Annotated in this window: 18 protein-coding genes; 9 read left to right on the plus strand and 9 right to left on the minus strand. The window is 52.6% G+C overall.

The window, feature by feature from the left end; genetic code table 11:
* Window positions 1-76: 76 nt before the first annotated feature.
* Complete coding sequence (locus tag DPQ22_RS01550; RefSeq protein ID WP_150212836.1) at window positions 77-2,248, minus strand: transglycosylase domain-containing protein; 2,172 nt, start codon at window positions 2,246-2,248, stop codon at window positions 77-79.
* 354 nt (window positions 2,249-2,602) lie between these two features.
* Between DPQ22_RS01550 and DPQ22_RS01555 the strand changes: the two genes are divergently transcribed.
* The 7 genes from DPQ22_RS01555 (at window position 2,603) to DPQ22_RS01585 (ending at window position 9,707) form a co-directional block, all read left to right on the plus strand.
* Window positions 2,603-2,842: a hypothetical protein gene (locus DPQ22_RS01555; protein WP_246681428.1), complete on the plus strand. Its 240-nt coding sequence runs from the start codon at window positions 2,603-2,605 to the stop codon at window positions 2,840-2,842.
* A gap of 153 nt (window positions 2,843-2,995) precedes the next feature.
* A complete protein-coding gene (locus tag DPQ22_RS01560) occupies window positions 2,996-3,415 on the plus strand; it encodes an RT0821/Lpp0805 family surface protein (RefSeq protein ID WP_150212837.1) in 420 nt (139 codons plus the stop codon).
* 167 nt (window positions 3,416-3,582) lie between these two features.
* Window positions 3,583-4,776, plus strand: a complete 1,194-nt coding sequence (ccmI, locus tag DPQ22_RS01565) for a c-type cytochrome biogenesis protein CcmI (RefSeq protein ID WP_150212838.1) — start codon at window positions 3,583-3,585, stop codon at window positions 4,774-4,776.
* Between the two features lie 52 nt (window positions 4,777-4,828).
* Window positions 4,829-5,335, plus strand: coding sequence for a cytochrome c maturation protein CcmE (gene ccmE / locus DPQ22_RS01570; protein ID WP_150212839.1), 507 nt, complete (start codon window positions 4,829-4,831; stop codon window positions 5,333-5,335).
* Between the two features lie 47 nt (window positions 5,336-5,382).
* Window positions 5,383-7,389 (plus strand): heme lyase CcmF/NrfE family subunit, encoded by a 2,007-nt coding sequence (locus tag DPQ22_RS01575; RefSeq protein ID WP_150212840.1) that lies wholly within the window; start codon window positions 5,383-5,385, stop codon window positions 7,387-7,389.
* The gene (locus tag DPQ22_RS01580; RefSeq protein WP_150212841.1) at window positions 7,389-7,919 is read left to right on the plus strand and encodes a cytochrome c-type biogenesis protein; all 531 of its coding nucleotides are present in this window, start codon (window positions 7,389-7,391) and stop codon (window positions 7,917-7,919) included. The genes DPQ22_RS01575 and DPQ22_RS01580 overlap by 1 nt, the downstream gene beginning before the upstream one ends.
* Window positions 7,920-8,168: 249 nt before the next feature.
* Window positions 8,169-9,707, plus strand: coding sequence for a Do family serine endopeptidase (locus DPQ22_RS01585; RefSeq protein WP_246681429.1), 1,539 nt, complete (start codon window positions 8,169-8,171; stop codon window positions 9,705-9,707).
* A 357-nt stretch (window positions 9,708-10,064) separates the two neighbouring features.
* On the opposite strand, the gene glf is transcribed toward DPQ22_RS01585, so the two are convergent.
* The 7 genes from glf to DPQ22_RS01620 form a co-directional block, all read right to left on the minus strand.
* The gene (gene glf, locus DPQ22_RS01590; RefSeq protein ID WP_150212842.1) at window positions 10,065-11,186 is read right to left on the minus strand and encodes a UDP-galactopyranose mutase; all 1,122 of its coding nucleotides are present in this window, start codon (window positions 11,184-11,186) and stop codon (window positions 10,065-10,067) included.
* A 20-nt stretch (window positions 11,187-11,206) separates the two neighbouring features.
* A complete protein-coding gene (locus tag DPQ22_RS01595) occupies window positions 11,207-12,244 on the minus strand; it encodes an acyltransferase family protein (RefSeq protein WP_210244007.1) in 1,038 nt (345 codons plus the stop codon).
* 95 nt (window positions 12,245-12,339) lie between these two features.
* Window positions 12,340-14,256 (minus strand): glycosyltransferase, encoded by a 1,917-nt coding sequence (locus DPQ22_RS01600; RefSeq protein WP_190323088.1) that lies wholly within the window; start codon window positions 14,254-14,256, stop codon window positions 12,340-12,342.
* Window positions 14,257-14,483: 227 nt separating this feature from the next.
* Window positions 14,484-14,846, minus strand: a complete 363-nt coding sequence (locus tag DPQ22_RS01605) for a hypothetical protein (protein WP_150212845.1) — start codon at window positions 14,844-14,846, stop codon at window positions 14,484-14,486.
* 374 nt (window positions 14,847-15,220) lie between these two features.
* Window positions 15,221-17,629, minus strand: coding sequence for a PAS domain-containing sensor histidine kinase (locus DPQ22_RS01610; RefSeq protein WP_150212846.1), 2,409 nt, complete (start codon window positions 17,627-17,629; stop codon window positions 15,221-15,223).
* A 469-nt stretch (window positions 17,630-18,098) separates the two neighbouring features.
* On the minus strand, window positions 18,099-20,780 hold the full coding sequence (gene pepN / locus DPQ22_RS01615) for an aminopeptidase N (RefSeq protein ID WP_190323089.1): 2,682 nt from the start codon (window positions 20,778-20,780) through the stop codon (window positions 18,099-18,101).
* A gap of 69 nt (window positions 20,781-20,849) precedes the next feature.
* Entirely contained in the window at window positions 20,850-21,812 is a 963-nt protein-coding gene (locus tag DPQ22_RS01620; protein ID WP_150212847.1) for a uracil-DNA glycosylase, read from the minus strand.
* Window positions 21,813-22,004: 192 nt separating this feature from the next.
* Between DPQ22_RS01620 and DPQ22_RS01625 the strand changes: the two genes are divergently transcribed.
* Window positions 22,005-22,718, plus strand: coding sequence for a 7-carboxy-7-deazaguanine synthase QueE (locus tag DPQ22_RS01625; protein ID WP_150212848.1), 714 nt, complete (start codon window positions 22,005-22,007; stop codon window positions 22,716-22,718).
* Between the two features lie 132 nt (window positions 22,719-22,850).
* On the opposite strand, the gene DPQ22_RS01630 is transcribed toward DPQ22_RS01625, so the two are convergent.
* A complete protein-coding gene (locus tag DPQ22_RS01630; protein WP_150212849.1) occupies window positions 22,851-23,366 on the minus strand; it encodes a 6-pyruvoyl trahydropterin synthase family protein in 516 nt (171 codons plus the stop codon).
* 216 nt (window positions 23,367-23,582) lie between these two features.
* On the opposite strand from DPQ22_RS01630, the gene DPQ22_RS09020 reads away from it, so the two are divergent.
* The gene (locus DPQ22_RS09020; RefSeq protein ID WP_210244008.1) at window positions 23,583-26,519 is read left to right on the plus strand and encodes a flavocytochrome c; all 2,937 of its coding nucleotides are present in this window, start codon (window positions 23,583-23,585) and stop codon (window positions 26,517-26,519) included.
* Window positions 26,520-26,822: the final 303 nt, after the last annotated feature.

A 26,822-nucleotide genomic window follows, 5' to 3' on the forward strand; every position in this document is an offset into this window, starting at 1 on the left:
CGACTGCTGCCGCAAGCAAGGCTGTGGCCGCTTTTATGCAAAATTATTTGCTGTGCCGGCGGCGGCAGAACGGCCGCTATAATGGCCGGCTGGGGTGTTGTGGCAGGACAGCCGGGGCTGCGGCAGCCTGAGCGCCGAAGGGCGGCGGCTGTTGCAGGCGGCGGTTAAGGGCGCGGATAATTTCCGCCGCTGCCGGCGGCAGCCTTTGTGTCAGCCCGCTTTTACCGGAATTTTCCTTATTTGTTTTGCCGGCGCCGGCACCGGCGGTGATTGCGTTACTGACACCGGGTATCGGCTTGATTTTAATATTCTGATGGGCATAAAGCATCATTCTTTGCCAGATCATGGCCGGGACAATGCCGCCGGTCATTTTATTCATAGGGGAGAAATTATCATTGCCTATCCACACAGCGGCGGTGTAATTGCCGGTAAAGCCGACAAACCAGGCATCGCGGTAATTTTGTGTTGTGCCGGTTTTGCCGCCAACCAGTGCCATTGGCAGGCGGGCGCGGCCGCCTGTCCCCCTTTGGGTGACCTGTACCAGCATATAATTCATATAAGTGGCGGCCTTCTCGCTCAGCACCCGGCGCACAGGCGGCGCATCACGGCTCCAATCCCAGATTCTTTGCCCTTCAGAGGAGGTAATCTGGGTGAAGCCGTGGCGATTGCCGGCCATGCCGCCATTGGCAAACATGTTAAAGCCGGTTGCCTGATCCATCACTGTCATGCCGTCTGTGCCGAGCACCATGGTTTTATAGCCCGATATGGGAGATTCTATGCCGATAGCTTTTAACAAAGCGACAATTTGTTTGGTGGAGCGGTGCAAATATTGATAAGTCAGGCGCACCGGCACTGTATTGAGCGATTTGATAAAAGCGGTGGTGAGATCAACCGCGCCGGCATAGCTGCGGCCGTAATTGCGCGGCTGCCAGCCGCCCCAGTTTATCGGCCCATCAGTGACCACTGTGCGCGGTGTCAGGCCGTTTTCCATTGCCACGGCATAGACATAGGGCTTGAAGGAGGAGCCGGTCTGCCGCCGCGCCTGGGTGGCGCGGTTAAACTGGCTCATAGTATAATCGCGGCCGCCGACAATAGCGCGCACGGCGCCGTCTGTATCCAGAATAACGGCAGCCGCCTGAGAAGCGCGAAAAGATTTGCCATATTGCCGCAAGTGATATTGGACAGATTCCTCTGCCGCTTTTTGCAGATCAATATCCAGAGTGGTGCGCACGGTCAAAACCCGCTCGGGGAAGTTATCGCCCGCTTTGCGAATTTCGTCAAAGGCCCAATCCAGAAAATAATCAGGACTGTCTTCATATTTATAGCGGGTAATAATATTGGCCGGGTGGCTGCGGGCTTCCAGCACCTGGCCTTCGGTCAAAAAACCATTAGCCACCATATTGGAAAGGACAATATTGGCGCGCGCCCTTGCGGCCGGCAGGTTGACATGGGGCGCATATTTGCCCGGCGCTTTAAACAGGCCGGCCAGCATGGCAGCCTCTGCCAGTGAAATAGTGCGCACATCTTTGCCGAAATAAAATTGTGAAGCGGAAGCAATACCAAATGTGCCGCCGCCCATATAAGCGCGATCCAGATAAAGCTGCAAAATTTCCTTTTTGCTCATATTGCATTCCAGCCACAGCGCCAGATAGGCCTCCTTTATTTTGCGCGCCAAAGTTCTCTCATTATTTAAAAACAGGTTTTTGGCCAGTTGCTGGGTAAGGGTTGAGCCGCCCTGCACTGTGCTGTTTGCCTGCACATTATGGTTGAGCGCGCGTGACAGGCCATAAAAATCAATGCCCCAATGGTCAAAAAAACGGCGATCTTCGGTGGCTAAAACCGCTTTTATTAAATAATCGGGCATGGCCTCAATCGGCACTTCTTCTGAATGCAGGACGCCGCGCTGGCCGATAAACCTGCCTTTATTATCAAGAAAAGTAACACTTAAATTGCCTTTTGACTGCCAGTTGCTTTTGGTAACGTCAAAAATAGCGAGGCCGATAAAGGAAAAGGCAGCCAGCCCAACGAGCCCCAGATTCAGACCTTCGGAAAACCCGCTGACAAACCAGCGCGCTGCGCCATGCAAGTGAAAATGCTCAGTAAAAATAGAATAATTTTCCCATAAATCGCGCAAATAATTATTCAGACGATAAAGGCTGTTATTGAGCCGCGCAATAAAAGCCGCCCAATAAGGGTGGCGCAAAATAGGCCGTTTTTTGTGCTTTTGCCGGCGTTTTTGCTTTATCATCAGGCAATCCGATAGAATTTTTGCCTGCCTTTATATAGAGCAGGTTTTTCCCGGCGCTATGCCGGTTTTCGGGCTGTTGCCGCCGCTTTGGCCGGCCGCTGCGGGCCGCACTTCGCCCGCTGCGTGGAGAGAGCGGGCGCAAGACCGGGCGGTAAATGTCCCAAAAAGGTGAAATTTACCGCAAAAAGCACTATATTAAAATTCCGCCTCGCGATAATTGACGCATTTTACCAAAAAATGATAATAAATTCTGCAGAATTTAGTGCAAAATGCGTCTATAATCAGAACAAGGCTTGAGGTCTGACTGTCAGGGTTCCGGCTCCTTTGATAAATATGGCGATAATGAGGATTGACATGATGAAGAAATATATTTTTGCTTTATGTGCGCCTTTTATCCTGGCTGCTGCTCCGGCTTTTGCCGATTGCCAGTCTGTCGCGCAAAAAACGGCAGAAAAACAAAATGGCAAGCTGGTCAGGGTCAGCCCGGGCAAGGATAAAGACGGCAAGGATATTTGTGTGGTGATTATTGCCGTTCCCAGCACACAGGGGGAAAAACCCCGCCGGGTAGAGCTGGCTGTGCCGTTGGATAAATAGGCGGGCTTTAGTGCCGAATGCAAGCAGTCCGGCCAGGCCCGCCGGCAATTAAAGCTTGCCTCATTGCTGCGATTCTGCCACAAGGGCAGCATCGCAGCGGCAGTGCCGGGCGTTTTTCCTTTAACTATATTTTCAGCGGAAATTTTTTATTAAATGGTAAAGGGGTTTCATTATAAAAACTGGCTTGTCATAACGGCGCTTATTATGCCGGTTGCGGCCTGTGCGCCCTTGCGCGGGGTTTTTTCGCATAAAAGCGGGGCCTCAGTTGGCGGCATGGCCGTGCCGGGGCAAAGCCTGCCGGGGCAGGAGGCCGGGCTTTTGAGCGCGGCAGAAAAAAATCAGGCGGCAGCGGCGGAATATCAGGCACTGGAATATAAAAAAGCAGGTGAGGCCGTGCCCTGGGGCAAAGCGGGCGCGCGCGCTTCCGGCATTGTAACGCCTGGGCAGCCTTACCGTGTCGGCACACAAAACTGCCGCCAATATAGCCATAATTGGGTGATAAACGGGGTGCCGCATGTTGCGCGAGGCAGCGCCTGCCGCAATGAAGACGGTAGCTGGACACCGCTGGTTTGAGGGCAGCAGCCGGGTGCGGCCTGTTTGGCTTTATGCCCGGTTCGGCACAATTTTGCCGGGTTTATGAGGCGAGGCAGGCCGTGCCTTTGGCGCCGCGTCCCGGCGCCGGGCATTGTCGGCAGCTCAAACTGCGCCATTGACTGTAATTTTGCAAAGACTGTTTTGCCATGATTGTCATAAGTTTTGCCGCCGGTCTGGCCTTTATTGTCACTCTGCTGCTTATGCTTGCGGCTGCCGGGCGGCTGTCTTTTCCTGCCTCGTCCGGTTTTGATGTTTCTGCCGCTTTGTCTGACCGTGATATATTTCGCCGGCAACTGGCTGAGCTGGAAAAAATGCGTGCCCACGGCCTGTTAGATGACAGCAGTGCCGGCGAAGCGCGGCTGGAGCTGGTGCGCCGTATTTTGGCAGCGGAGAGAGAAGCGCCGGCCGGCGGCGATAAAGCGGACGGCAATAAGCAGGCGCGGCAGTGCGATCAGACCCGGCGCGGGCGCGGTTTTCGTTTGTTTTTAAGCCTTGCTATAATTTTTGTCCCCCTATTTAGCGCCTTGGTTTATTATTTTCAGGGGCAGCCTTTTGCACCGGCGCACCCTTTTGCCGATTTTATGGCGCGCGACCCGGCCGGGCTAAGCCTGCCGGAGCATATTGTGCGGCTGGAGGCCTTAAGTGCCCGCGCCCCGCAAAACGCCCAATATGCCGACAGGCTGGCTTCTCTTTATTTGCAGGCGGGCAGGTTTCAGGACGCCGCCAATACTTATAGCCATGCTATGGCTATCGGCGGTGACACGGCGGACAGGCTGCTGGGCTATGCTCTGGCCTTGACCGGGTTTGAAGACGGTGTTGTCGGCCAGGACGCCGAGGCTGCCTTTCGCAATGTATTGCGGCTTGACCCGCAAAACCCGCAGGCGCAGCTATTTTTGGCGCGCGGCCTGGTGCAGGGCGGCAAAAAGGCGGAGGCAATAGCCTTATTGCAGGATTTTTGGCAAAAAACGCCGGCAGATTCCCCCTGGCGGCAAAATTTGCAGGCAGCGATTGTCGCGCTGAAAAGCGCGCAATCGGCGCCGGATTCGGTTGCCGCCGGCGCCGCCGGTGGCATCGCCGCGCGCGGCAAGCCGGCGGCAGATCCGACAGCCGAACAGCGCGCTTTTATTGCTGCCAGTCTGGGGCGGCTGGAAGCAAGGCTAAAAGCCGCGCCGGGTGATTTGCAGGCCTGGACGATGCTGATCAATGCTTATTTGCTCCTGGGGCAGCGGGACAAAGCGCAGGCTGCCGCTTTGCGCGGGCTTTCTGTGCTGCCGCCGGCAGCGGCACAATCTCTGGCGGCTTTTGCCCGGCAAAAAGGCCTGTCGGTTGCGGCAAAATGACAGCCGAAAGGTTGCTTTAATTTTTGATAAACCATAAACCGGACGGATAATTATGCAAGCGCCGCAAACTTCTCTTAATCTGTATTTGAAACGGCGCCGCCGGCGGCGCATTATAATTATTATTTCCGGTCTCTGCTTTATGGTCGTCATTGTGGCGCTGATTTTTTATGCCTTGCAGGATAAAGCCGGTTTTTTCCGCATTCCTTCTGACATTACGGCGGCGGACAAAATTTCGCACCGGTTGCTGCGCCTTGGCGGCTATGTGGAAAACGGCTCAGTAAAGCGAGAGACAGGCGCCAATATCCGCTTTTATGTGACCGATTTTCATCATAAGCAGGAAGTGCGTTTTAACGGTATTTTGCCTGATTTGTTTCGCGAGGGGCAGGGTGTGATTGCTGAGGGCCGGTTTGCGGATAATGGCGTGTTTATTGCCGACCGTGTTTTGGCCAAGCATGATGAAAAATATGTGCCGAAAGATGTTGCCGATCGCATAAAAGCAGCGGAAGGCCGCGAGACAAAAAACAGCCTGCCCGGCAGGGCGGTTCTGCCGGATAAATAATAAAGCCAGGTAAAATCAAGGAACTATGCGCAGCAAGGACAGGAATTGTGATTATTGAATGTGGGCATTTTTTATTGATTCTGGCTTTGGCTGTCAGCCTGTATCAGGCTGTTGTGCCGCTCATCGGCTGGTTTTGCGGCGATATAATTGCCATGCGGAGCGCGCGGTTCACCGCTATTATGGTTTTTGCGCTGGTGGCTTTGTCTTATGCTGCCTTGACTTATGCTTATGTAATTTCTGATTTTTCAGTAATGAATGTGGCGCAGAACTCGCATTCGGAAAAGCCGCTTTTTTTCAAAATTACCGGCGTTTGGGGCAATCATGAAGGCTCTATGCTGCTCTGGGTGTTGATTTTAACCTTTTTCAGCGCGCTTGTTGCCGTTTTCGGCAAAAATCTGCCGCTTAATCTGGCGGCTCTGGTGCTGGTATGCCAAAGTTTTATTGCCGGCGCTTTTCTGGCTTTTATTCTGTTTACCTCCAATCCTTTTGCCCGCCTGCTGCCGCCGGCTTTGCAGGGGCGTGATCTAAACCCGGTTTTGCAAGATGTCGGCCTGGCCCTGCACCCGCCTATGCTCTATTTGGGCTATGTCGGTTTTTCTGTCTGTTTTTCTTTTGCCATTGCTGCGCTGCTTTGCGGGCGGGTAGATGCCGCTTTTGGCCGCTGGGTGCGCCCCTGGGCCTTATTATCATGGTTTTGCCTGACCTGGGGCATTACTGCCGGCTCTTACTGGGCTTATTATGAGCTGGGCTGGGGCGGCTACTGGTTTTGGGATCCGGTAGAAAATGCTTCACTCATGCCTTGGCTTAGCGGCACGGCGCTGCTGCATTCCGCTCTGGTGCTGGAAAAGCGCTCTGCCTTGAAAATCTGGACCGTGCTGCTGGCTATTATTACTTTTTCCTTTTCGCTGCTTGGCACTTTTCTGGTTCGCTCAGGCATTTTGACCTCAGTGCACAGTTTTGCCACGGATCCGGCGCGCGGCTTGGCTATTTTGGCCATTCTCGGCTTTTTTATCGGCTGCGCCTTGTTGTTGTTTGCCTTCCGCGCGCCTGCTATTAAAAATAGCGGCCTGTTCCGCCCTGTATCGCGCGAGAGTGCGCTCATTCTCAATAATTTGTTTTTAATGGCAGCGGCCGCTACGGTTTTGGCCGGCACGCTTTATCCATTATTGGTTGAAAGCCTGACCGGGGAGAAAATTTCTGTCGGCGCACCGTTTTTTAACCTGACTATCGGCGCGTTGTTTTTGCCCTTGCTGCTTATTGTGCCTTTTGGGCCGCTATTAGGGTGGAAACGCGGCGATATAGCGGCCGCGGCTGAGCGTTTATGGCTGGCTTTTGCGGCCGCGATTGCCGCTTTTGCCCTGACGCTTTATCTCGACCATGGTAAAGCTGTATTGGCGGCTGCCGGTATCGGCCTGGCTTTTTGGGCAATTTTCGGCGCGCTGACAGATTTGATAAGCAAAAGCGGTGGGTGGAAAACGCCTTTATCTGCTCGTGCCCGGCGATTGAAAAACCTGCCTGCCGCCTTTTGGGGCACGGCTTTTGCCCATATGGGGCTGGGAGTCTCTTTGTTTGGCATTATTGCTGTTGCCGGCTTTGAGCAGGAATATATTGGCAATCTTGCCCCCGGCCAAGCGGTAGATTTGGCCGGCAATAAAGTGGTTTTTGACGGCTATAAAAGCGAGAATCGCGATAATTTTCAGGAAAATCGTCTATATTTTACTATTAAGCATCAGGGTAAAATCCTTGGGCAGGTTACTGCTTCCCGGCGGTTTTTTCCCTCACAAAATGCGCAGACAACAGAAACCGGGCTGTTTAATCGCGGCTTTTCCCAATATTATATTGCGCCGGGCGATTATAATAAAGACGGCAGCGCTGTTTTGCATATATGGTGGAAGCCGAATGTCTTATGTATTTGGCTGGGTGGTTTATTGATGATGACTGGTGCCGTATTGTCACTGGCAGATCGGCGGCGGCAAAGGGGCGCGCCGGCGGGAAAAAAGGTAAAACCGGCTGCCGGGGCAAATCTGCCCGAGCGGGTGGCGAGAGAGGCCTGATGGCAATAAAAATTATCGCCGCCGGCTTTCGGTTATGTTGGGCTATGCTTATGATTGCCGCGCTGGTTTTGCCGGCCGCCGCGGTGCAGCCTGATGAAATTTTGCCTGACCCGCGGCTGGAAAGCCGTGCTCGCGCTTTGTCGGCGCAGTTGCGCTGCCTGGTTTGCCGCAATGAAACGATTGATGACAGCAATGCGCCTTTGGCGCGCGATTTGCGCTTGATTGTGCGCGAGCATTTGCAGGCCGGTGATACGGATCAGCAAATACTGGATTTTATGGTGGCGCGCTATGGCACTTATATTTTGCTGAAACCGCCTTTCTGGAGCAGTGCCGTTTTTTTGTGGCTGTTGCCGCTTATTATACTATTATTGGCAGCTCTTTATCTGTTTTATGCGGCGCGGGCGGCCAAAAAGCGGGCGCAGCCTGCAACAGCCAAAGCGCTGCCGGCTCTGACAGCGGCAGAGGAGGCGCGCCTGGCCGATATTCTGGCCGGGAGTGATGAGAGGCAGCCTCCTGCCGGTAAAAAATAGCGCAATGCGGTGCGTGGCCAATAAAAAGCACTGGAGCATTGCAAAAGGCGGCCTTTATCGCCCGGCCAGTGTCAAAACCACCAAAAAGCCCGGAAAATGCCGCTTCCTGCCCTTGGTTTTGCCGTTTTTCCTTTATAATTTCTGATCAGAAGAGAAAAACAAAAAGCTTCTCCCGGTTTTCTATGCCTGTAACTTATGAATCGCAATTTGCTGTGCACTATATAATGGAGTGATTTTATGGAAATCATTATGTCGAAACATTCAGTAATAGGCGCTGTGCCTCCATCGCGTCCCGCGCCGGCCCGCGCTTTGGGCCGCCGGCTGGCCCTGGCGCTCGGTTTTTCTACTGCTTTATCGGCAATGGCCTTTGGTTTGCTTCCTGTCGCCGGCGCGGCGCGAGCTGACCCGGTTTATGTCAAAGAGGCGCAAATACCCGGTTTTGCAGCATTAGTGGCGGCGGTCAAGCCGGCCGTGGTTTCGGTGCAGGTAAAAAGTGATAAAAGCGAAGAAGAGGAAGAGGCCGGCGCTTTTTTTGGCGCGCCGGGCTTTGACCAATTACCCGATGACCACCCGTTAAAGCGCTTTTTCCGCGATTTTCAAGAGCAGCGTAATTTCCGCTTTCATGATAAAGGGCAAAAACCGCGGGAGCGCACGGTTTCCTTAGGTTCCGGTTTTTTCTATTCGGCCGATGGCTATGTGGTAACCAATAATCATGTGGTGGATTCCGGTAATGTTTTTTCAGTCACACTTGATGACGGCACCCAGCTCGATGCCAAATTGGTGGGCAAGGATTCGCGCACCGATCTGGCGGTTTTGAAAGTTAATGATAAAGGCCGGAAATTTACCTATGTCGGTTTTGCCGATGACAGCAAAATGCAGATTGGCGACTGGGTTTTGGCGGTCGGTAATCCTTTTGGCCTGGGCGGCACGGTGACGGCCGGCATTATTTCTGCCCGCGGGCGCGATATTGGTGCCGGTGTTTATGATGATTTTATTCAGATTGATGCGGCGGTTAATCGCGGCAATTCCGGCGGGCCGACTTTTAACCTTAACGGTCAGGTTGTCGGTATCAATACGGCAATATTCTCTCCTTCCGGCGGTTCTGTCGGCATTGCTTTCGCTATTCCCGCCTCCACGGCCGAGCAGGTGGTGCGCCAGCTTATTGCCAAAGGCGCGGTAGAACGCGGCTGGCTGGGCGTGCAAATTCAGCCTGTGACCCGGGAAGTGGCGGATTCTGTCGGCCTGAATAAGGCGAAAGGGGCGCTGATTGCCGACCCGCTGGACGGCCCGGCGGCAAAAGCCGGGATTAAAGCCGGCAATATTATTGTGTCAATCAATGGGGCGGAAATTGCCGATGCGCGGGATCTGGCGCGCAGAATTGCCGCTATTCGCCCGGGTGAGGTAGCGGTGCTGGGGGTTTGGCGCAATGGCAAACAGGAAAATATCAAGGTGAAAATTGCTGCTCAGCCTAATGATAAAGCAGCAGCAGGTGACAAAAGCAGCAAGGGTAAATCTGCCACATTGGCAAGTTATGGCCTGGCAGTGGCTGCCGCTGAGGACGGCCGCGGTGTGGTGATAGTTGATATGGATAGTGACTCGGAAGCGGCAGAAAAAGGCGCACGCCCGGGTGATATTATCCGCAGTATCAATAATCGCGATATTAAAACTCCGGCAGAATTGCAGGCAGGCCTGAATGAGGCGGCCAAAAAGGGGCGTTCCGCTGTCTTGCTGCGGCTTGAGAGTGAAGGCGTCAACCATTTTATCACGCTCTCTGTGCAGAAAAAATAAACCGGCTGAAGACACGGAAAAGAGAAAAGCAGAGCCTGGCGCCAGGCTCTGCTTTTATTGCTCTGTAGCAGGCCGTGCCGGCCTGTTACGATAAAAGCAGGAGCGAGGCGGTGCGCCCGGCTAAAGAGTTTCACAGAGTTTTAAGGCCGCGCCATGTCTTTGAGCGCCGGAAACCGGCAAGGTTTTCGGGTATCGCGGAAAACGAGGAATATGTCTTTGAGCGCCGGAAACCGGCAAGGTTTTCGGGTATCGCGAAAAACAAGGAATATGTCTTTGAGCGCCGGAAACCGACAAGGTTTGCGGGTATCGCGAAAAACAAAGGCCAGCCTTAATAAGCTATTGGGGCGCGGCTCAGGGCTAAAGAGTTTCACAGAGTTTTAAGGCCGCGCCAATAGCCTGGTGCATATCAAGATAGCGATAAGTGCCGAGCCGTCCGCCAAAAATCACATGAGATTCCGCCTCTGCCTTTTGTTTATAGCGGGCATAAATTTGCTTATCCTGCGGGGTATTGACCGGGTAATAAGGCTCGTCCAGGCCTTTGGCAAAACGGGAATATTCGCGGCTAATAATGGTTTTTTGGGTCTGATAATGGCGCTCAGGGTTAAAATGGCGGAATTCCAATATACGCGTATAGGGAATATGCTCATCGGCATAATTCATCACCGCCGTGCCTTGATAATCGCCCATCGGCAGGGTTTCCTGCTCAAAATCCAGCGTGCGCCAGCCCAGCTTCCCCTCACTATAGTCAAAATAACGGTCAATCGGCCCAGTATAAATAATTTTTGTGCCGGCGGGAATTTGTTCCTTTATGCTGAAATAATCAACCCCCAGCATAATTTTAATAGCAGCATGATTCAACATGCGCTCAAACAGCGCCGTATAACCCTCTTGCGGCAGGCCTTCATAAATATCGTTGAAATAACGATTGTCAAAATTATAACGCACCGGCAGGCGGCTGATAATATTTTCCGGCAGTAATTTGGGGTCGGTTTGCCACTGTTTGGCAGTATAGCCGCGAATAAAAGCCTCATAAAGCGGCCGGCCAATAAGCGCTATCGCCTTTTCTTCCAGATTTTGCGGCGGATTATCGCCCAATTCCGCCTTTTGCCCGGCAATCAGAGCCTGCGCCTCAGCCGGTGAAAAGCGTTTGCCGAAATATTGGCAAATAGTGCCGAGATTGATCGGCATGGAATAAACCTGATTTTTAAAACTGGTAAAAACCCGGTGCTTGTAATCAGTAAAGCGGGTAAAGCGATTGAGATAATCCCACACCTGGCGGTTGGACGTATGAAACAGATGGGCACCGTAATTATGCACTTCAATGCCGGTTTCCGCGTCAAAACGGCTATAGGCATTGCCGCCAATATGGTGGCGCTTGTCCAGAATGAGAATGTGCTTGCCGCGCTGCGCCATAGTTTCTGCCACAGTGGCGCCGAAAAAGCCCGCCCCGACAATAATAAAATCATAATTATCAAACATGATTGCTCCATTCTGGCCGATTATTTTCTCAATAATTTCAGGCAAGGCTTTTCTACCAGCCGGTTGATCAGCCAGGCAGAGCTGATAAGTAAGAACAGGTAAAGTAAAACGATATAAGCTTTATGAACATTAGCCCGATATATTTGTAATATAAATATCCAGAAAGGGTGAATAAGATAAGCAGGGTAGGATATATCGCCTAAAAAGGCAGCAAATCTGGTTGCTGTAATTTTATACACAACACCAGCTTTAAAGGACAGTAAATATATAAAGAATGCAAATAAGAACGGTGCAAGAAATTCATTGTTTCTTATATAATCGAATTTACAATATATAAGAAACCAGGCAATAATACAAACCAGTTGTGCAGACGATAAAAAAGCAGATATAGGCATATTTCTGCTGCGAGAAAATATTATATAAGCTAAAATACCGATAGAGTAATCAAAAATACATCTTATGACAGCATAATCCAGAAATTGCCCGTAGAGCCAGTGATGAATATTCATAAAATTATTCCCCGGCTCATTATTCAGAATAATAAGGGCCCATATAATGAGCAGCATAAAGACAGGAAAAACAAGATTTTTAAATCCGGTCAGTAAAAATGAATAAAGTGGAAACAGAAATATGCCTGTCCATAATTCGGCAGAGATAGTATAGGCGATGCCTAAAGGCTCAATAAGAGGGAAATGGCTTCCTGAGTTGAGCGGAATCATTTGGGAAATGGTGATTATCCGCGCCATATCAAATAAATTCGGGCCATCGAGATTTTTATACCATAGGACTGGCGGCACGGTAATAAGGACGCAGGCAATATAGACGGGAAAAAGCCTTAACCAGCGCTTTTTGGCAAAAGAGATGGAATCAAATTTATCTTTTTGGCGGGTAACCGAATGACAGATAACAAAACCGCTCAGCACCAGGAAAAAATCTACCGCTAAAATAAAGGATAATGGAATTTTAATATAAGCATTCCAATAATAAAAATGACCTATGGCTACCAATAAGGCCATAACACCGCGAAAGAAATCGAGGCTGAGATTGCGCCCGGCCAATAAATCACCGGCAATAACGCCATTGCCGCCGGCGGCAAGGCCGCTTGCCGCGGCGCGCTCTGCGCCGGCTGGATAATCAGGAGCGGCGGCGCCTGTCATGATAATTTATCTCCACCGGCAGGGTGGGCTGCCGGAGCAGCGGCAGGGCTTGCCGCCGGGCTTTCGGCGCCGGCGTGCGGCAAATTATAGGTTTGACGCCAGAAGGCCTCTGAAGCGAGCTTGTGCCAGTTGTTTTTATAATCGGCAATAACGCCTTTGAGCTGCCGTGCCATTTGCAGGCGGATCTTCCAGCTTAGCCACCATTCAGTAAAAAAGCGTTTTTTATCATGGCGGGCATAATAGCCGTGGCTTAAATCTTCCTCATAATAAAAAATAGAGCGGCGGCGAAAGCTGGCCGCCGGATCTCCTGAAAAATTTTTGGCTATCAGGGCCGTTTGCTTGCGGATAAAACAGCCTGGCAATAAGAAACCCTGCCACGTAAATTTGCGCCAGATTTTGCGTATGAGATTTTCATCGCGGGGGAAACGCCGGCGTCCTTTTGCGGGTTTGTCTTGCTTCCGGATAGTTTCGCCGCCGGCTTCTTTCGCCAGTCTTGCGCGAATTTTTGTCATATCCATATTGGCCTGCCAGAAAGGCAAGCCTTTTAAAAGATTATGCGCAGACAAGGAATAGGCGCGCGCATGAGCGTAATTATAAGAGTAAAGCTGTCCGCGGATAAAGCGCTTATATTTTCTCAAATAAGAATAAACAGAACTATTTGCGGTAATAATTTCCTGCATAAAAAGACAGCGCAGAGCCAGATAGCAGATGAAAGGAGATTCCTTGCTGCTGAAATCATCAGCAAAATTGCCGATGCCGTTCATGGTAACTATACGAAAATTGTTCACAAGGCCAAACAGCATATCATCGCCGCGGACAAAAAACGGGAAGGGATAATAATCGGTTTTGGCAATGGGAAAGGCAAAGTGCCAGAACCCCCCGTAAAGTGTTTTGTCCGACTTATGGCTTATCTCTTCTTCCGCCCACATCAAATCCCCGGTTTTTCGCATATCCATACCGCGTTTAGAGGACGTTATGATAAAATTTTTATAAAACTCCCCTTTGCACCACAGGCAATAAGGCTCACATTCCCGCAGCATGGCACCGGCGACAGCGAGATTGTCAAAACGCGTATATTGCAGCAGCGCCAGAGTGCGATAAATACTCTCTGTTTCACAAGAGGCGTCATCGTCCATAAACAGGCAGTGAGAAAAACCGCTATCCTTACAATGCAACAGCCCGCGGGCAAAACCGCCGGCACCGCCATAATTGGCATTGGGCAAGACGGCAACACCGTCTGCCTCTTCTGCGGTTATATTAGAGGAATTATCGATAATGGTCACGCCAATATAGCGGCCATAATAAGGGTGCTGCAAAATATCGCGCTTCAACCGCTGCATGGCCGGCAGAACATAGGCCTTGCGGTTAAAATGCGTGATAACAAGGCCAAGCTTGACATTATGCAACGGCTTGTCTTCTGTTTCAAAACTGCCGCCGTAAAATTCTACCGCCTTGCCGCCGTCTTTCCTGGCTCTCAGGGTGATATAGAGCATGCCGTCCTCTATATGCGGCCAGTCCTCTATCGGCAAAAGGCACCCTTCCGCTGTCAGATTAAGCGATTTTTGCGCCAGCAGCCGGTAGGCGAGAACAGTTTTGGCACTGCGCCTGGCATCAAACTCCCGCTTTATATGCGCAATTTCTACCTGCACCCGGCCCTGGCCGCGCAGCTTTAGCATCAATGTGTCAATATGGCAGTTTTCCTTCCAGACATTGACGGAAAGGCCGTTATAATAGGTATTGAAATAATATTTTTTATCAGCGGCAAGGGTCAGGATTTTGCGCCGATAATCATAGCAACTGCCGCCTTCCCCGGCATCTTTATCGTCAAAATCCTGTTTATTGAGGCGGAAATACATATTAAGCGGCGTTTGCAATGCCTGTTCCGGCAAAATAATATTTTGTATAACCGTCATTATTATCCCGCTTTGCCGTTTAAAACGCCAATAACCCGAATGCTGCTGTAAATACGCGCGCGCCGGCCTGGCCATGCCCGCAGAAAGGTTGAGCGCCTTCCTGCCCCCCCCCCTGACAAAGTCAAGAGGAGAAATGAAGTTGCTCACAGCTTATTGAGGATAATTAGCGCAATAGTGAGAGAAAACAATGCGCCATTCCGCTTGGAAAAAGAGAAAGAAAGCCGCGCCTAATAATCCAGATTGACATCAGGATTGCAGGAAAGCTCAGCCGGATTTTTGGCGCGCAAGGCGCGGGCGCGCTCGGCGGCATTGCGACAAGGTGCCTTGCCGGGGAGCAGATAATAGCCTTTTTTGCGCAGACAGGCGCTGACAAAACGCCAGCGTATCGGCGCGTTTAAATCTTCCGTATAGCTGGCCGGCGGCATATAAAAACCGCCCAGCCTGTCACAATAAATACGCTCATGGCGGCCATGACGGCGGCTGCGATAGCAGTCAATATCGCCGGGATCATAAAAACCGCCAACATAATTGGTTGTATAAGCTTGTGGAATAGCGCGGAAAGAAGCAATTTTGCATTGATCCAGATCCATCTGCTTGGCTGTTGTTGTGGTGTGCGGCTTAAACAGGGCTGTAGTCGTGGGCGTGCCGCAGGCAGTAAGGGCTGCGGCTGATAAAATTATGAAAATTATAGAATCATATTTTCTCATAAACAGGATAATAAAAGATTCGCCTGTTTTTCACTAGCGCTTTATTGGCCTGGCCTGCCGCAAAACAGGGGAAAACAGGCTGCGCTTCGCTTTTGGCCGATATTTTGCTGCTCAGTGGGTTAAAACCTTATGACAGCATCTGGGCTGCCCGGCAAAAAAGACGGAAAGCGCCTTGAGGCGCGGGCGGGAAATTGGGCGTTTTTGCCATAAACAGCGGCAGCAAACAGCTCACGCAGGGCAGCGGCTTTTGGGCCGGCTTAAACTTTATGATAACGCAAAGGAAGAGAGACAGAGACGATTGTCCCCGTATTCTCACGTGAGAATACGCGCAGGCAGCCATGGTGCATTTCTGCCAGTGAGCGCGATATAGCCAGCCCCAGGCCGGAGCCTTCATGGGCTTTGGTAAACTGGTTTTCCACCTGCTCAAACGGCCGGCCCAATTTGGCAATCGCCGCTTTGGGGATACCAATGCCGCTATCGGCGATTGAGACAATCAGCCGCCCTTTCACCGCTTTGGCGCGCACGCGGATCTGCCCGCCTTTGGGGGTAAATTTTACCGCATTGGACAGCAGATTAAGCGCAATCTGCCGCAAAGCGCGGCTGTCGGCCTCTGCCCAGAGCGGTTTTTCGATTACCGTTTCCATACTTATCTGCTTTTCTTCCCGCTGGGGAGAGACTGCACGCAAGGCCTCTTCCAGCACGGGGACAAAATCAAATTTGACACAATCCAGCGTAAAGCGCCCCGCCTCAATTTTCGACATATCCAGAATTTCATTGATAAGGGTGAGTAAATGCCGGCCGGAATTGTGAATATCGCCAATATATTCCTCATAATGCGCATTGCCCAGCGGGCCGAAACTGCCTTGCAATATCATTTGCGAAAAGCCGATAACGGCATTAAGCGGAGTGCGCAATTCATGCGACATATTGGCCAGAAATTCCGATTTCGCCAGATTGGCATCTTCCGCCCGCTTTTTTTCTACCATCAGGCTGCTGTTTAATTTTAAAATTTCGCTTTGGCGCTTGCGCAAATCCTTGCGGCTTTGCTGTAAATCGCGGATTGTGCCGATAAATTCTTCCTTGCTGTTTTCCAGCTTGCGCTGCTGTTCTTTGAGCTCAGAAATATCGGTGCCGACTGAGACAAAGCCGCCATCTTTGGTTTGCCTGCCATTCAGCTTCAGCCAGCGGCCGTCTGACAATTTGATTTCGCCGCTATAATAATTGTCTTTATCCTTGCCTGGGCCGCCGGCATTGCTCATGGGGCGGGCAAAAGCTTTCAGGGCGGCTTCCGGCCTGTCATTTTTGCGGTTTTTAATTTGTAGAAGCTGTTTTTCCAAATCGCTATATTCGCGATATTTGCTGTTGGACATAACCAGCCTGTTATCGGCGTCCCATAAAACAAAGGCTTCAGAAATATTTTCAATCGCATCGCGAATGCGCATATCGGCCGTGGCATTTTTTTCCGCCAGTTCCTGCTGTTCGCTGACATCAAAGGAAATGCCGACAAGATGCGGCTCCTCACCGCCCAGCACTTGCGCCCTTATGCGCATCCACACGGCCCGGCCATTGGCGTGGCGCATGGGCACGGTAATGTCGAACTGCTCTTTTTCCCCGCTCATAGCGTTTTTGGCAATATCGAACAAATCCAGATCATCAGCATCAATAATAGAGGCAATTTCAGAAATAGAAAGTAAAGTGTCATAAGGGCGGTAGCCCAGCATTTCATACATGGAATGCGACCAGTAAATGCGGCCGCGCGCCATATCCCAATCCCACAGGCCGCAGCGGCCGCGCAGCATGGCCGTATCAATGCGGCTCTGGATTTTGGCGGTGGCGGCCAGGGCGGCGCGCGCCCGCGCTCCTTGCGCAAAATAAGCATAGATTAACACCAGCATTAAACAGGCTATGCTGCCCAGCAGGCTAATACTGACAGAGACAGCCCGGTGCCATGGCTCCAGAATTTTTTCTTTGCTCAAAAACAGGAAAACACCATAAGGCGCCTTGAAAGCCTGGGCATAAGTGGCCAGGCCCTCTGTCTCCCCCAGATGAATGGCCATGACACCGGCGGCATCGCCCAAAATCAGCAAAGGCCTGGCTTCGGCAAAGCGATTGCCCAAAATCTCTCCTGGCGCCGGCAGATCGCCATTCTGCTCTGGCGCAAAAGAGGCGACAAGGCGGTTGTTTTTATCCAGCACTGCACTTTGCACTGCCGGGTTTACGGCCTTGCTGTCGCTAAATTGCGCCAGCATATTATGCAGATAAAGCTGTGGCGAGCGTGCATTATGCTGTTTTTCTCCCTTGCCTGCTGTTATAGAGGCGCCCGGCAGCAGGCCTGTCTCTGCAGCAAGGTTGATTTGCCCGGCCAAATGTGAGGCAGCCAGTTGCAAACCGGCCGCAGCGCCTGTTTCCAGCGTTCGCCGCCATTCATAAAGTGAAATGCCGCGAATAAGCATGGATAAAGCCAGGAAAATAATCAGCAATAATGGGATAAGTCGCCGCATCCACGGGTCAAATGTCAACAGACGGCAACAGGCGCTATGCAGGCCGCGCGCCAGCGCTGCCGCCAGGCCGGGCCAGTTATGTCTGGCTGTGTCAGCAGTTTGGGGCAATGCGCCCTCTGCCGTGAATCTGTCAGGCGCCGTTTCGATCGCGGCCAATCGCGCCATAATGGCTCCCTTCTGCCAAGGAAGGCGAAGCTTTGAAGAACAGGGAATACAGAAAATACGGGAATGACTTTTTTTACGAATCACCTTGCCGGGACAATGAATCAAAACCGATTCCTGATGTCCAGCCTTTTTTGCCGAAAAACTATATTATAAAAAAATACTTATAAATAAACACCGTATTTACAGAAAAACAAATGAAAGAGAGCGTGCCGACTGCGCTGTGACGGATAGTGAATTAGGGCAAGGCGGCATAAGGCAAGAGTGATTTTCTTAAAATACGGTAAACCAAAGGGGTTTTGCCGCAATCTGTGTAAAAGCTGCAATTTTGTGGCGGAAAGGACACGGATTAAATGCGGCCGGGGGCAGATTTGAAACATAATCTGCAAAAGCGACACACAGCGACAAAGGGGCCGGAAGATACCGGCCTTTGGCACTCTCACGCCTTTCAGGGCCATGTCAATATAAAGGGCTATAATACCCCCGGTTTGCCCAATAGCCGGTTGACAATATCGCTTACATCGCGGGAAAGTGCGCGGCCTTCAGCAATATACTGCAATGCTGCCTGCATTTTGCTGCGCCGCTCCTGTTCCAACTGTGTCCATGAGCGCATAAAACTGAGCAGGCGCGCCGCAAGCTGCGGATTATTTTTATCAATCCGCAAAATCACCTCAGCCAAAAAACGGTAAGAAGCGCCATCTGCACGATGAAAGCCGGTTTGGCACTGCGTGACAAAACTGCCAATAAGGGCGCGCACGCGGTTGGGATTATCATAAGAAAATAATTTATGCCGTGTCAGCTGCCGGATTGTTTCCAGCCGATCCGTGCCGGCAGCGCTTGCCTGTAAGGCAAACCATTTATCCATCACCAGCGCCTCATGGGCAAAGCGCTGTTCAAAATCAGCCAGTGCCTGTTTTGTCGCCGCTGCCGTGGGGAAATATAGCGTCAACAGGCGCAAGCCGGCCAGTTTTTCTGTCATATTACCGGCTTTTGTATAAAGCGCCGCCGCTATTTCCGGGTCATTATCGGCAATGGCGATATATTCTGCCAGAATATTGGTAAAAGCACGTTTGCCTGCATCAAATGCGTTTGGCGAAAAGGCGCTTGTGACATTATGGTGCTGCCGCAAAGCGAGAAAGCGCGTTTTGCCCGTATCCGCCAATATATGCAGAAAAGCCTGTCGCGCGGCAAATATCGCATCGGGATTAACATTACTGCCTTGCGCGGCGGCAATTTCCGCCTCAGAGGGCAAATGCAGGCATAAAGCGCGGAAGGCCGGCTCAAGCGCCTCATTTTCGGCCATTTGCACTTGCGCTGCGGCAATCTCAAAACTCACGGCCGGCAATGGGCCGGCTGCATTGGCCTTATTGGCGGCGCCGCCGGCTTCTATCAGCGTTTCAATGAGCAGGCCGCGCAGCATTTGATAGCGATTAACCAGGTCACTGTCATAAGCGGCAAGGAACAGCCGTTCTTGCCGGCTGAGCGATGTTACCAGCCGCACCGGGGCAGAAAAGCCGCGCAAGAGAGAGGGCACGGGGCGGCTGTCAAGACCGGTAAAGTGAAAGATTTGTTTGGCCTGTGTCAGCAGCAGCACATCACCCTGCACCGCTTTATCGGCTGTTTTACAGGCCATATCCTTGCCGTCAGAGCCGACAAGGCCAAAACGCACGGGGATAGTCATGGGTTTGGCCTCACCGCCTGCCGCTGTCGGGGCTAAGGATTGCTCCAGAGTGAGAGTAAAACTGCCGCAACCGGCATTATACGCATAATCGGCTTTGACCTGCGGCGTGCCAGCCTGCTCATACCACAGCATAAACCGGCTGAAATTGCGGCCGGAACTCTCGGCAAAACATTGGATAAAATCCTCTATGGTGCAGGCCTGGCCGTCATGGCGGGTAAAATAAAGTGTCATACCGGCCTGGAATTCCTGCTCACCCAGCAGGCAGGCTATCATGCGCACCAGTTCAGCGCCTTTTTCGTAAACCGTGGCGGTATAAAAATTGTCTATGGCGGCATAGCGGCGCGGCCGCACCGGGTGGGCCAGCGGCCCGGCATCTTCAGCAAATTGGGTCGTGGTTAAAAAGGCGGCATCAATCAGCCGCTGCACCGGGCGCGAGCGCTCATCGCTTGAAAATTCCTGATCGCGATAAACTGTCAGCCCTTCTTTTAAACAGAGCTGGAACCAGTCGCGGCAGGTAATGCGATTGCCGCTCCAATTATGGAAATATTCATGCGCAATCACCCGCTCTATATCGGCATAGTCACTATCGGTTGCGGTTTGCGGGTCGGCCAGCACATATTTATCATTAAAAATATTCAGCCCCTTATTTTCCATCGCCCCCATATTAAAATCGGAAACAGCGACAATATTGAAAATATCAAGGTCATAAAGGCGGCCGAATTTTGCTTCGTCCCAGGCAAAAGCGCGTTTTAAACTGTCCATAGCATAAAGGGCGCGCGCGGTTTTGCCCGGCTCGGTATAAATATGCAGCTCTACTTTTTTGCCGTCTGCGGCGATAAACCGGTCACTTAATGCCTCCAGCGCGCCGCCGACACAGGCAAATAAATAGCTCGGTTTGGGGTGCGGGTCATGCCAGACGGCAAAATGGCGACCTTCCGGCAAATCACCCGTTTCCTGTCGATTGCCATTGGCCAGCAAAACCGGGCAGGCGGTTTTATCGGCCGTGAGCCGCACTGTATAGGTGGCAAGCACATCAGGCCGGTCATAAAAATAGGTAATGCGGCGGAAGCCTTCGGCTTCACACTGGGTGCAGAAAACACCGCCGGAGCGATAAAGCCCCATTAGACTGCGATTTTTATCCGGGTTGATTTCCGTAATGATTTCCAGCGTAAACGGCCCGGCCGGCGGGGCAAAAATTTCCAGCCTGTCGGGGGCGGCGTGATAGGCCTTATGGCCAAGAGGCACGCCGTCAACAGCCACGGCAACAAGTTTCAGCTCATTGCCGTCCAGCACTAGCGGGGTTCCGGCTGCTACATTGGGGCGGCGCGCAATTTCCAGCTCGGCCTTGACGCGCGTGGCTGTGGGGTGCAAATCAAAGGCAAGCCGCACAGCGGGGATCGCATAGGGTGTGGGGCGATAATCTTCCAGCCGGAAAACGGGCGGCTGTTGCACTGGGTCAGGCTTTGTTGTCATTATTTTTTCTCTGCTTATTGTGTTATTTCAGTGTTGCCGGCGGCCGCGCTTTTTGCCCGGAGGCCGGCCTTACTTGCTGTCCAATTCTTCCAGCCGCATAAAGGCGGCGAGGAAATCCTGCCACGCCGCCTTTTTCTGCCCCGGCGAACGCAGGAGAAAGGCCGGGTGCAGGCTCGGCATATAAGGTATTTCCTGCCCGTCAGCAGTTTTATAAATTTGCCACTGCCCGCGCAAGCGCAAAATAGACTGTTTTTGCCCCAATAAAGCCGTAGCAGCCACGCCCCCCAGGCTTATCAATATTTTAGGGCGCACCAGCTCTATTTGCCGGGCCAGAAATGGGCGGCACAGGTCAATTTCCGGCAAAGTAGGGGTTCTATTGCCCGGCGGTCGCCAGAATACCGCATTGGTAATATAAGCAAGCGGCAATATCGGCTTTGCCGGCGCTGCCGCCTGATTGTCGCGGGCAGCCTGTTGCAGAGCGGTCTGTTGCAGGCTTTCGCGCCCAAAGCCGATAGCGGCAAGCATGCGATTTAATAATTGCCCCGCCCGGCCGACAAAAGGCAAAGCCTGCCGATCTTCTTCTGCCCCCGGGCCTTCACCAACCAGCATTAGCGGCCGGGGGAGCGTGCCATCGGCAATACAGGTGTTTTTGGCTGTCCATTTCAGGGCGCAGCCGTCAAAAGCTGCAATGCGCGCTTTCAGCTCCGCCAGTGTTTGGGCGCTCTGCGCCTGCTCTTTGGCGCGGGCCAGCCATTCAATATAAGAGGCCGGGCTGCCCCGCGGCTGCGGCCGGGATATGCTTATATTGCCGCCATTATTTGCCGCCGGCTTACTGCTATTCTCTGCTGCCGGCCGGTCAGTCCGCAAGCGTGCCGGCGCCGGCTTCCCGTCCGCCGCCGGCCGTGCTTTAAGCTGCTGTTCTGCCATGGTAAAAGCATTGAGAGGCGCGTCCTGCACGGCATCGGTCAGGCCGGCGGCTTTGAAAAATTGCAGCAATTCGCGCAATTCCATAATATTTGCTGCTTTTTGCATCAATGCTGCCTTATTCGCTGTTTATATGCGGCCTGGCCGCGGCATAATAGCGGAAAGCGGCCAGTAAAAAAAGAGGCCGGGCGGACTCTTTTAACGGCTTGTCTGCCGGGCAGGTTAAACGCTATATCCTGGCGGGCAGGGAGAGGCGGCGTCTTTTATGTTATAATTTGCGAACTGTTAACAGGATTATTTATGCTTGGTAAAAACCCGGTGCGGTCTTATGATAAAGGCGATGGGCACAGCCTTTATGTGCAGGAAATTTTTTACAGCCTGCAGGGGGAGGGGCCGTTTATTGGCCGTCCTGCGGTGTTTGTGCGGCTTTCGGGCTGCAATTTGCGCTGCTTCTGGTGCGATACGGATTTTGAATCTTCGTCCTGGCGGCCGTCTCTGGCAGAATTGCTGGCGGAGATAGAGAGATTGCGGCCGTCTTTCTGCTCTTTAATTGTGCTGACTGGGGGCGAGCCGCTGCGGCAAAATATTGTGCCGCTGGTGCAAAACCTTATCGACCGTGATTTAACCGTGCAGATCGAGACTAACGGCACTTTGTGGCAGGCTCTGCCGTCCGGCCGCCAATGCGTGGTTATATGCAGCCCGAAAACGCCGAAAATCAACGCGCAAATGGCACAAAGAGCAGATTATTTCAAATATGTTATAACGGCCGCCGATGCCGACAGCGCCGACGGCCTGCCGATTATGTCTACCCAGATTGCCGGCCGGCCGGCCAGGCTTTATCGCCCGCCGGAGGCCAGGCCGGTTTATATTATGCCATGCGATGAAAGCGGCGGTGACAAAAGCGGCGCCCCTTCCGGCGGCGCCTTGCGCAATTTGCCGCCAGTGGTAGAGGCGGCGCTGAAATTCGGCTATTGCGCCGGGGTGCAGTTGCATAAACTTGGCAAAATAAGATAAAAACGGGAGAAACAGTTAATAGTGTTGCAGATTATGCCGCAATGCGCACAGGCAGGCAAAGGCAGGCCTCTGCCGCCGGCGCGGTGCGCCTCTTTGCCCGGCATAGGGCAGGTTTTTTGCCATATACGCAAATTATTTGCCGGCAAACAGATTTTCGGCCGTAAACAAGGCACCATTGCCGCCATGCTCGCGCACGGCCACGCTTTCTACCCGCACTCTTGCTGCACTTATATGCTGCACCAGCCTATCGCAATTCTGCCAGATATAATAAGCAAAAGCCTCGCAGCCGACATGCGGCAGAATATTTATTTCACACAGGCCGTCTTGCGCCATAAGGCGGAAGGCAGGGCCGGCAGGGTCATCTGCCGCCAGCAGGATTTTATGGTCAAAATTTTGCCGCAGCCAGGCCTTTATCGGCTTCAACCCGCCAAAATCCATCACCCAGCCGTGTTTATCCAGATTTTCGGCAATAAAAGTGAGGGTGACGCTCAGGGCATAGCCGTGGAGAAAACGGCAATGAGAATGTTCGGCGCGCCATTGGCGGAAACAGCAGGAAAACCCTGCTTCATGCCCGTAAGTTTTATCAGAGCGGAAAAGCTTTGCGGCGGGCAGGCTCTCCCCCGGCGGCAATAAGGTTGCATCTGGCATGATTTCCCCTGTTATTTGATTGGCATAAATCCCCTGGCTGCGCGGTTAAAGCGGCAGGCAGCCTCCGTTTTTAGCGCGCTTTTCGGCAAAAAACCAACAGGATTTTGTTTTTTGCTGCGATTTGTCGCAGCGGCTGGGCAAAAAAATATTTTGCCTGGCGGCAAAAATATATTAGCGTGGCAAAGCTTCTGAGACTCTGGAAAGGAATGCGGCCCGATGAAGCTAGGGCTGCGAAAAATTATGACCGGTAATCCTTTATTACAAGCCTTTCGTTTCCCCTGCGGAATTGAGCTGAAAAATCGCCTGATTATGGCGCCGATGACGACCTGCTCAGGTTTTTATGACGGCACAGTCAGCAATGAGCTGGTGGAATATTATCGCGCTCGCGCCGGCTCTCTTGGCGCGATTATTGTGGAATCCTGCTTTATCGACAATAGCGGCCCGGCTTTTCCCGGCGCTATCGGGGTGGATAGTGACAGCAAAATAAGCGGCCTGGCGCGGCTGGCGGCAGCGATCAAGGATAAAGGCTCCAGAGCCATATTGCAGATTTATCATGGCGGCCGCATGGTCAGCCCGGCTTTGATAGGCGGGCGGTCACCGGTGGCGCCCTCGGCCATTGCCGCCCCGCGTGAAGGGGCGCCCGTGCCCGTTGCCCTGACAGAAGCCCAGGTGGAAGAAATGATCGCCAAATTCGGCGATGCGGTGCGCCGCGCCGTTAAAGCGGGTTTTGACGGAGTGGAGCTGCATGGTGCCAATACTTATCTGATACAGCAATTTTATTCTCCCAATTCCAACAGGCGCAGTGATAAATGGGGCGGCAACCGGGAAAAGCGGGCGGCTTTTCCGCTGGCTGTGCTGGATATTGCGACTGAGGCGGCGCAATCTTTTGCCGATGAAAATTTTATTATCGGCTATCGTTTTTCGCCCGAAGAAATTGAGGAACCGGGCATTCGCTTTGCCGACAGCCTGTATTTACTGGAAGAAATGGCTGGGCATGGGCTGGATTATGTTCATTTTTCCATGGGACATATTTTGCGTCCTTCTCTCGTTGACAGGCAGGATAAAACACCGCTTATCCGCAAATTTATCAAGGAACGCGGCGCGCATCTGGCTAAAATCCCTGTTATCGGTGTTGGTGGAGTGGTGAACAGGCAAGATGCGGAAGCAGCGCTGGCCAATGGCTATGATCTGGTGGCGGTCGGCAAGGCCTGTATTGCTTATCCCGATTGGGCAGATATTATCAGCGCGCAGGATTTGGCGGGCGATAAAGCGGCAGCAGAGACGGCGCCGGTGTCGACGCCGGGGAAAGCTGGCGAGAATAGAGCTGCGACTGCGGTTGAAGCCGGCGGGGAGGCTGCCGATCTGGCTGGTTTGCTGCCGGCAGAGCCGGCAGCGCTGGAACTTTATATTGACAGCACAAAGCGGGAGGAATTGCTGATTCCCGAGCCGTTATGGCGTTTTTCGCTGGTGGAAGCGATGATACGCGATATGAGTGTGGAGAATGCGAAATTTCACGCCGGCACATATCAGGAAGATTTGTCCGATGACGGCCTGCGCATTGTAATGAATGTGACTTTGGAGACAGATCGTATCAAAGATATTACGCTGGCTGCCGGCACGGATATTGATGAAGAATTTACTGCCTGTTTCAATCTTGTGCGCGGCCGTATTCTGGCGGCCAACAGCCCGCATATTGATGCGGTAGCCGGCGCTACGGCGCAGAGTGAAGCAGTGAAACAGGCTGTTTCCAAAGCCTTGATGAAATCCAGCCGCGAAGCTTTGAGCGAGAGCGGCGGCGAGGTAGTGCTGCAGCGTTATGATGTGGTGATTATCGGCGCCGGCGGTGCCGGGCTGGCGGCGGCGATAGAGGCAAAGGATAATGGCGCAAAAGTGCTGATTGTTGAAAAAATGCCGGTTGTCGGCGGCAATACAATCAAGGCTTCGGCCGGTATGAATGCGGCGGAAACACATTTTCAGAAAGCGAAAGGCATTATTGATCATAAGGCGCTGTTTTTTCAGGAAACAATGCGGGGCGGCCATCATAAGAACAATCCTTCGCTTTTGTGGTATTTTGTTGAGCATGCGCCCGAGGCTGTAGCCTGGCTGGAGAAACACGGCATCAGCCTGAGCGATATTACCACGACCGGCGGTATGAGTGTTGACCGTACCCACCGCCCGGCTGACCGTTCGGCTGTTGGCGGCTATTTGATTAGCGGCCTGCTTAAAAATGTGCATCAGCGCCATATTGATATTATGACAAATACTGCTGCCAGCGAAATTTTGCGCGAAAACGGCAAAGTAGCGGGGGTGCGCCTGCGTGATAGTGAGGGTGAGGAGCAGATTATTCTGACCAAAGGCGTTATTGTCGCCACTGGCGGTTTTAGCGCCAATAGCCGCATGGTAGAAAAATATCGGCCGGAGCTGAAAGGCTTTGTCACCACTAATCATGCCGGGGCGACCGGTGACGGTATCAAATTATTGGAGCGGCTGGGCGCTGATGTGGTGGATATGAAGGAAATCCAGATTCACCCGACTGTCGAGCAAAGCAGTTCTTATCTCATTTCTGAAGCTGTCCGCGGCGGCGGCGCTATTCTGGTGTCGCAGGCGGGCAAGCGTTTTGTCAATGAAATGGAAACGCGCGATAAAGTATCCGGCGCGATTATCGATTTGCCTGAGCATTATGCCTATATTATTTTTGACGAGCAGATAAGGCGCGAAAATAAGGCAGTTGAGCAATATATTGCCCGTAATCTGGTGATAGAGGCGGCAATAATAGTGGATTTGGCCGCCAGGCTGGAGATGAATGCCGATAATCTGGAAAAGAGCCTGCGCAATTATAATGCGGCAGTGGCAGCGGGTGAGGACAAGGAATTCGGCCGTATTACTGCCTTGCGTCAGCCGATTGATAAAGCGCCGTTTTATGCTGTTCGCATTGCTCCGGGCATACATCATACTATGGGTGGGGTGAAGATTGATCCGGATAGCGCTGTTCTGGATAAAGAGGGTGATGTGATTGAAGGTGTCTGGGCAGCGGGCGAAGTGGCCGGCGGTGTGCATGGCGGTAATCGTATCGGCGGCAATGCCGTGGCTGATATTATTATTTTCGGCATAACGGCAGGGCGGCAGGCTGCGGCGCATAAGTTCAAGCGCTGAGGCAGCCGCCGGCTGTGCCGGCGGGGTGTTGGCTGCGCTGTATGTTGAGCGGGCGCGGCCGCTGTCTGCGGCCAAGCGTGAGGAAAGCGGATTACGGCCGGCCTTGCTCGGCGTCTTGTCCATGCGGCCGGCCGGAGCAAAGGCCTTTGTTACTAACGCGCAGCAAGGGGAGTATAGCGCCGGCTAGCGCCCGGCGGGGCGCGGGCTGCGCTGATCCTGCAAGCTGGGCGCCGACGAGGTTTGGCAGGGTGTGGCTGTATGTTGAGCGGGCGCTGCTGCTGTTTGCGCCTGTTTTGTCGCCGC

Origin of the sequence: Candidatus Tokpelaia sp., assembly GCF_008636115.1 — a bacterium.
Taxonomy (GTDB): domain Bacteria; phylum Pseudomonadota; class Alphaproteobacteria; order Rhizobiales; family Rhizobiaceae; genus QLZD01.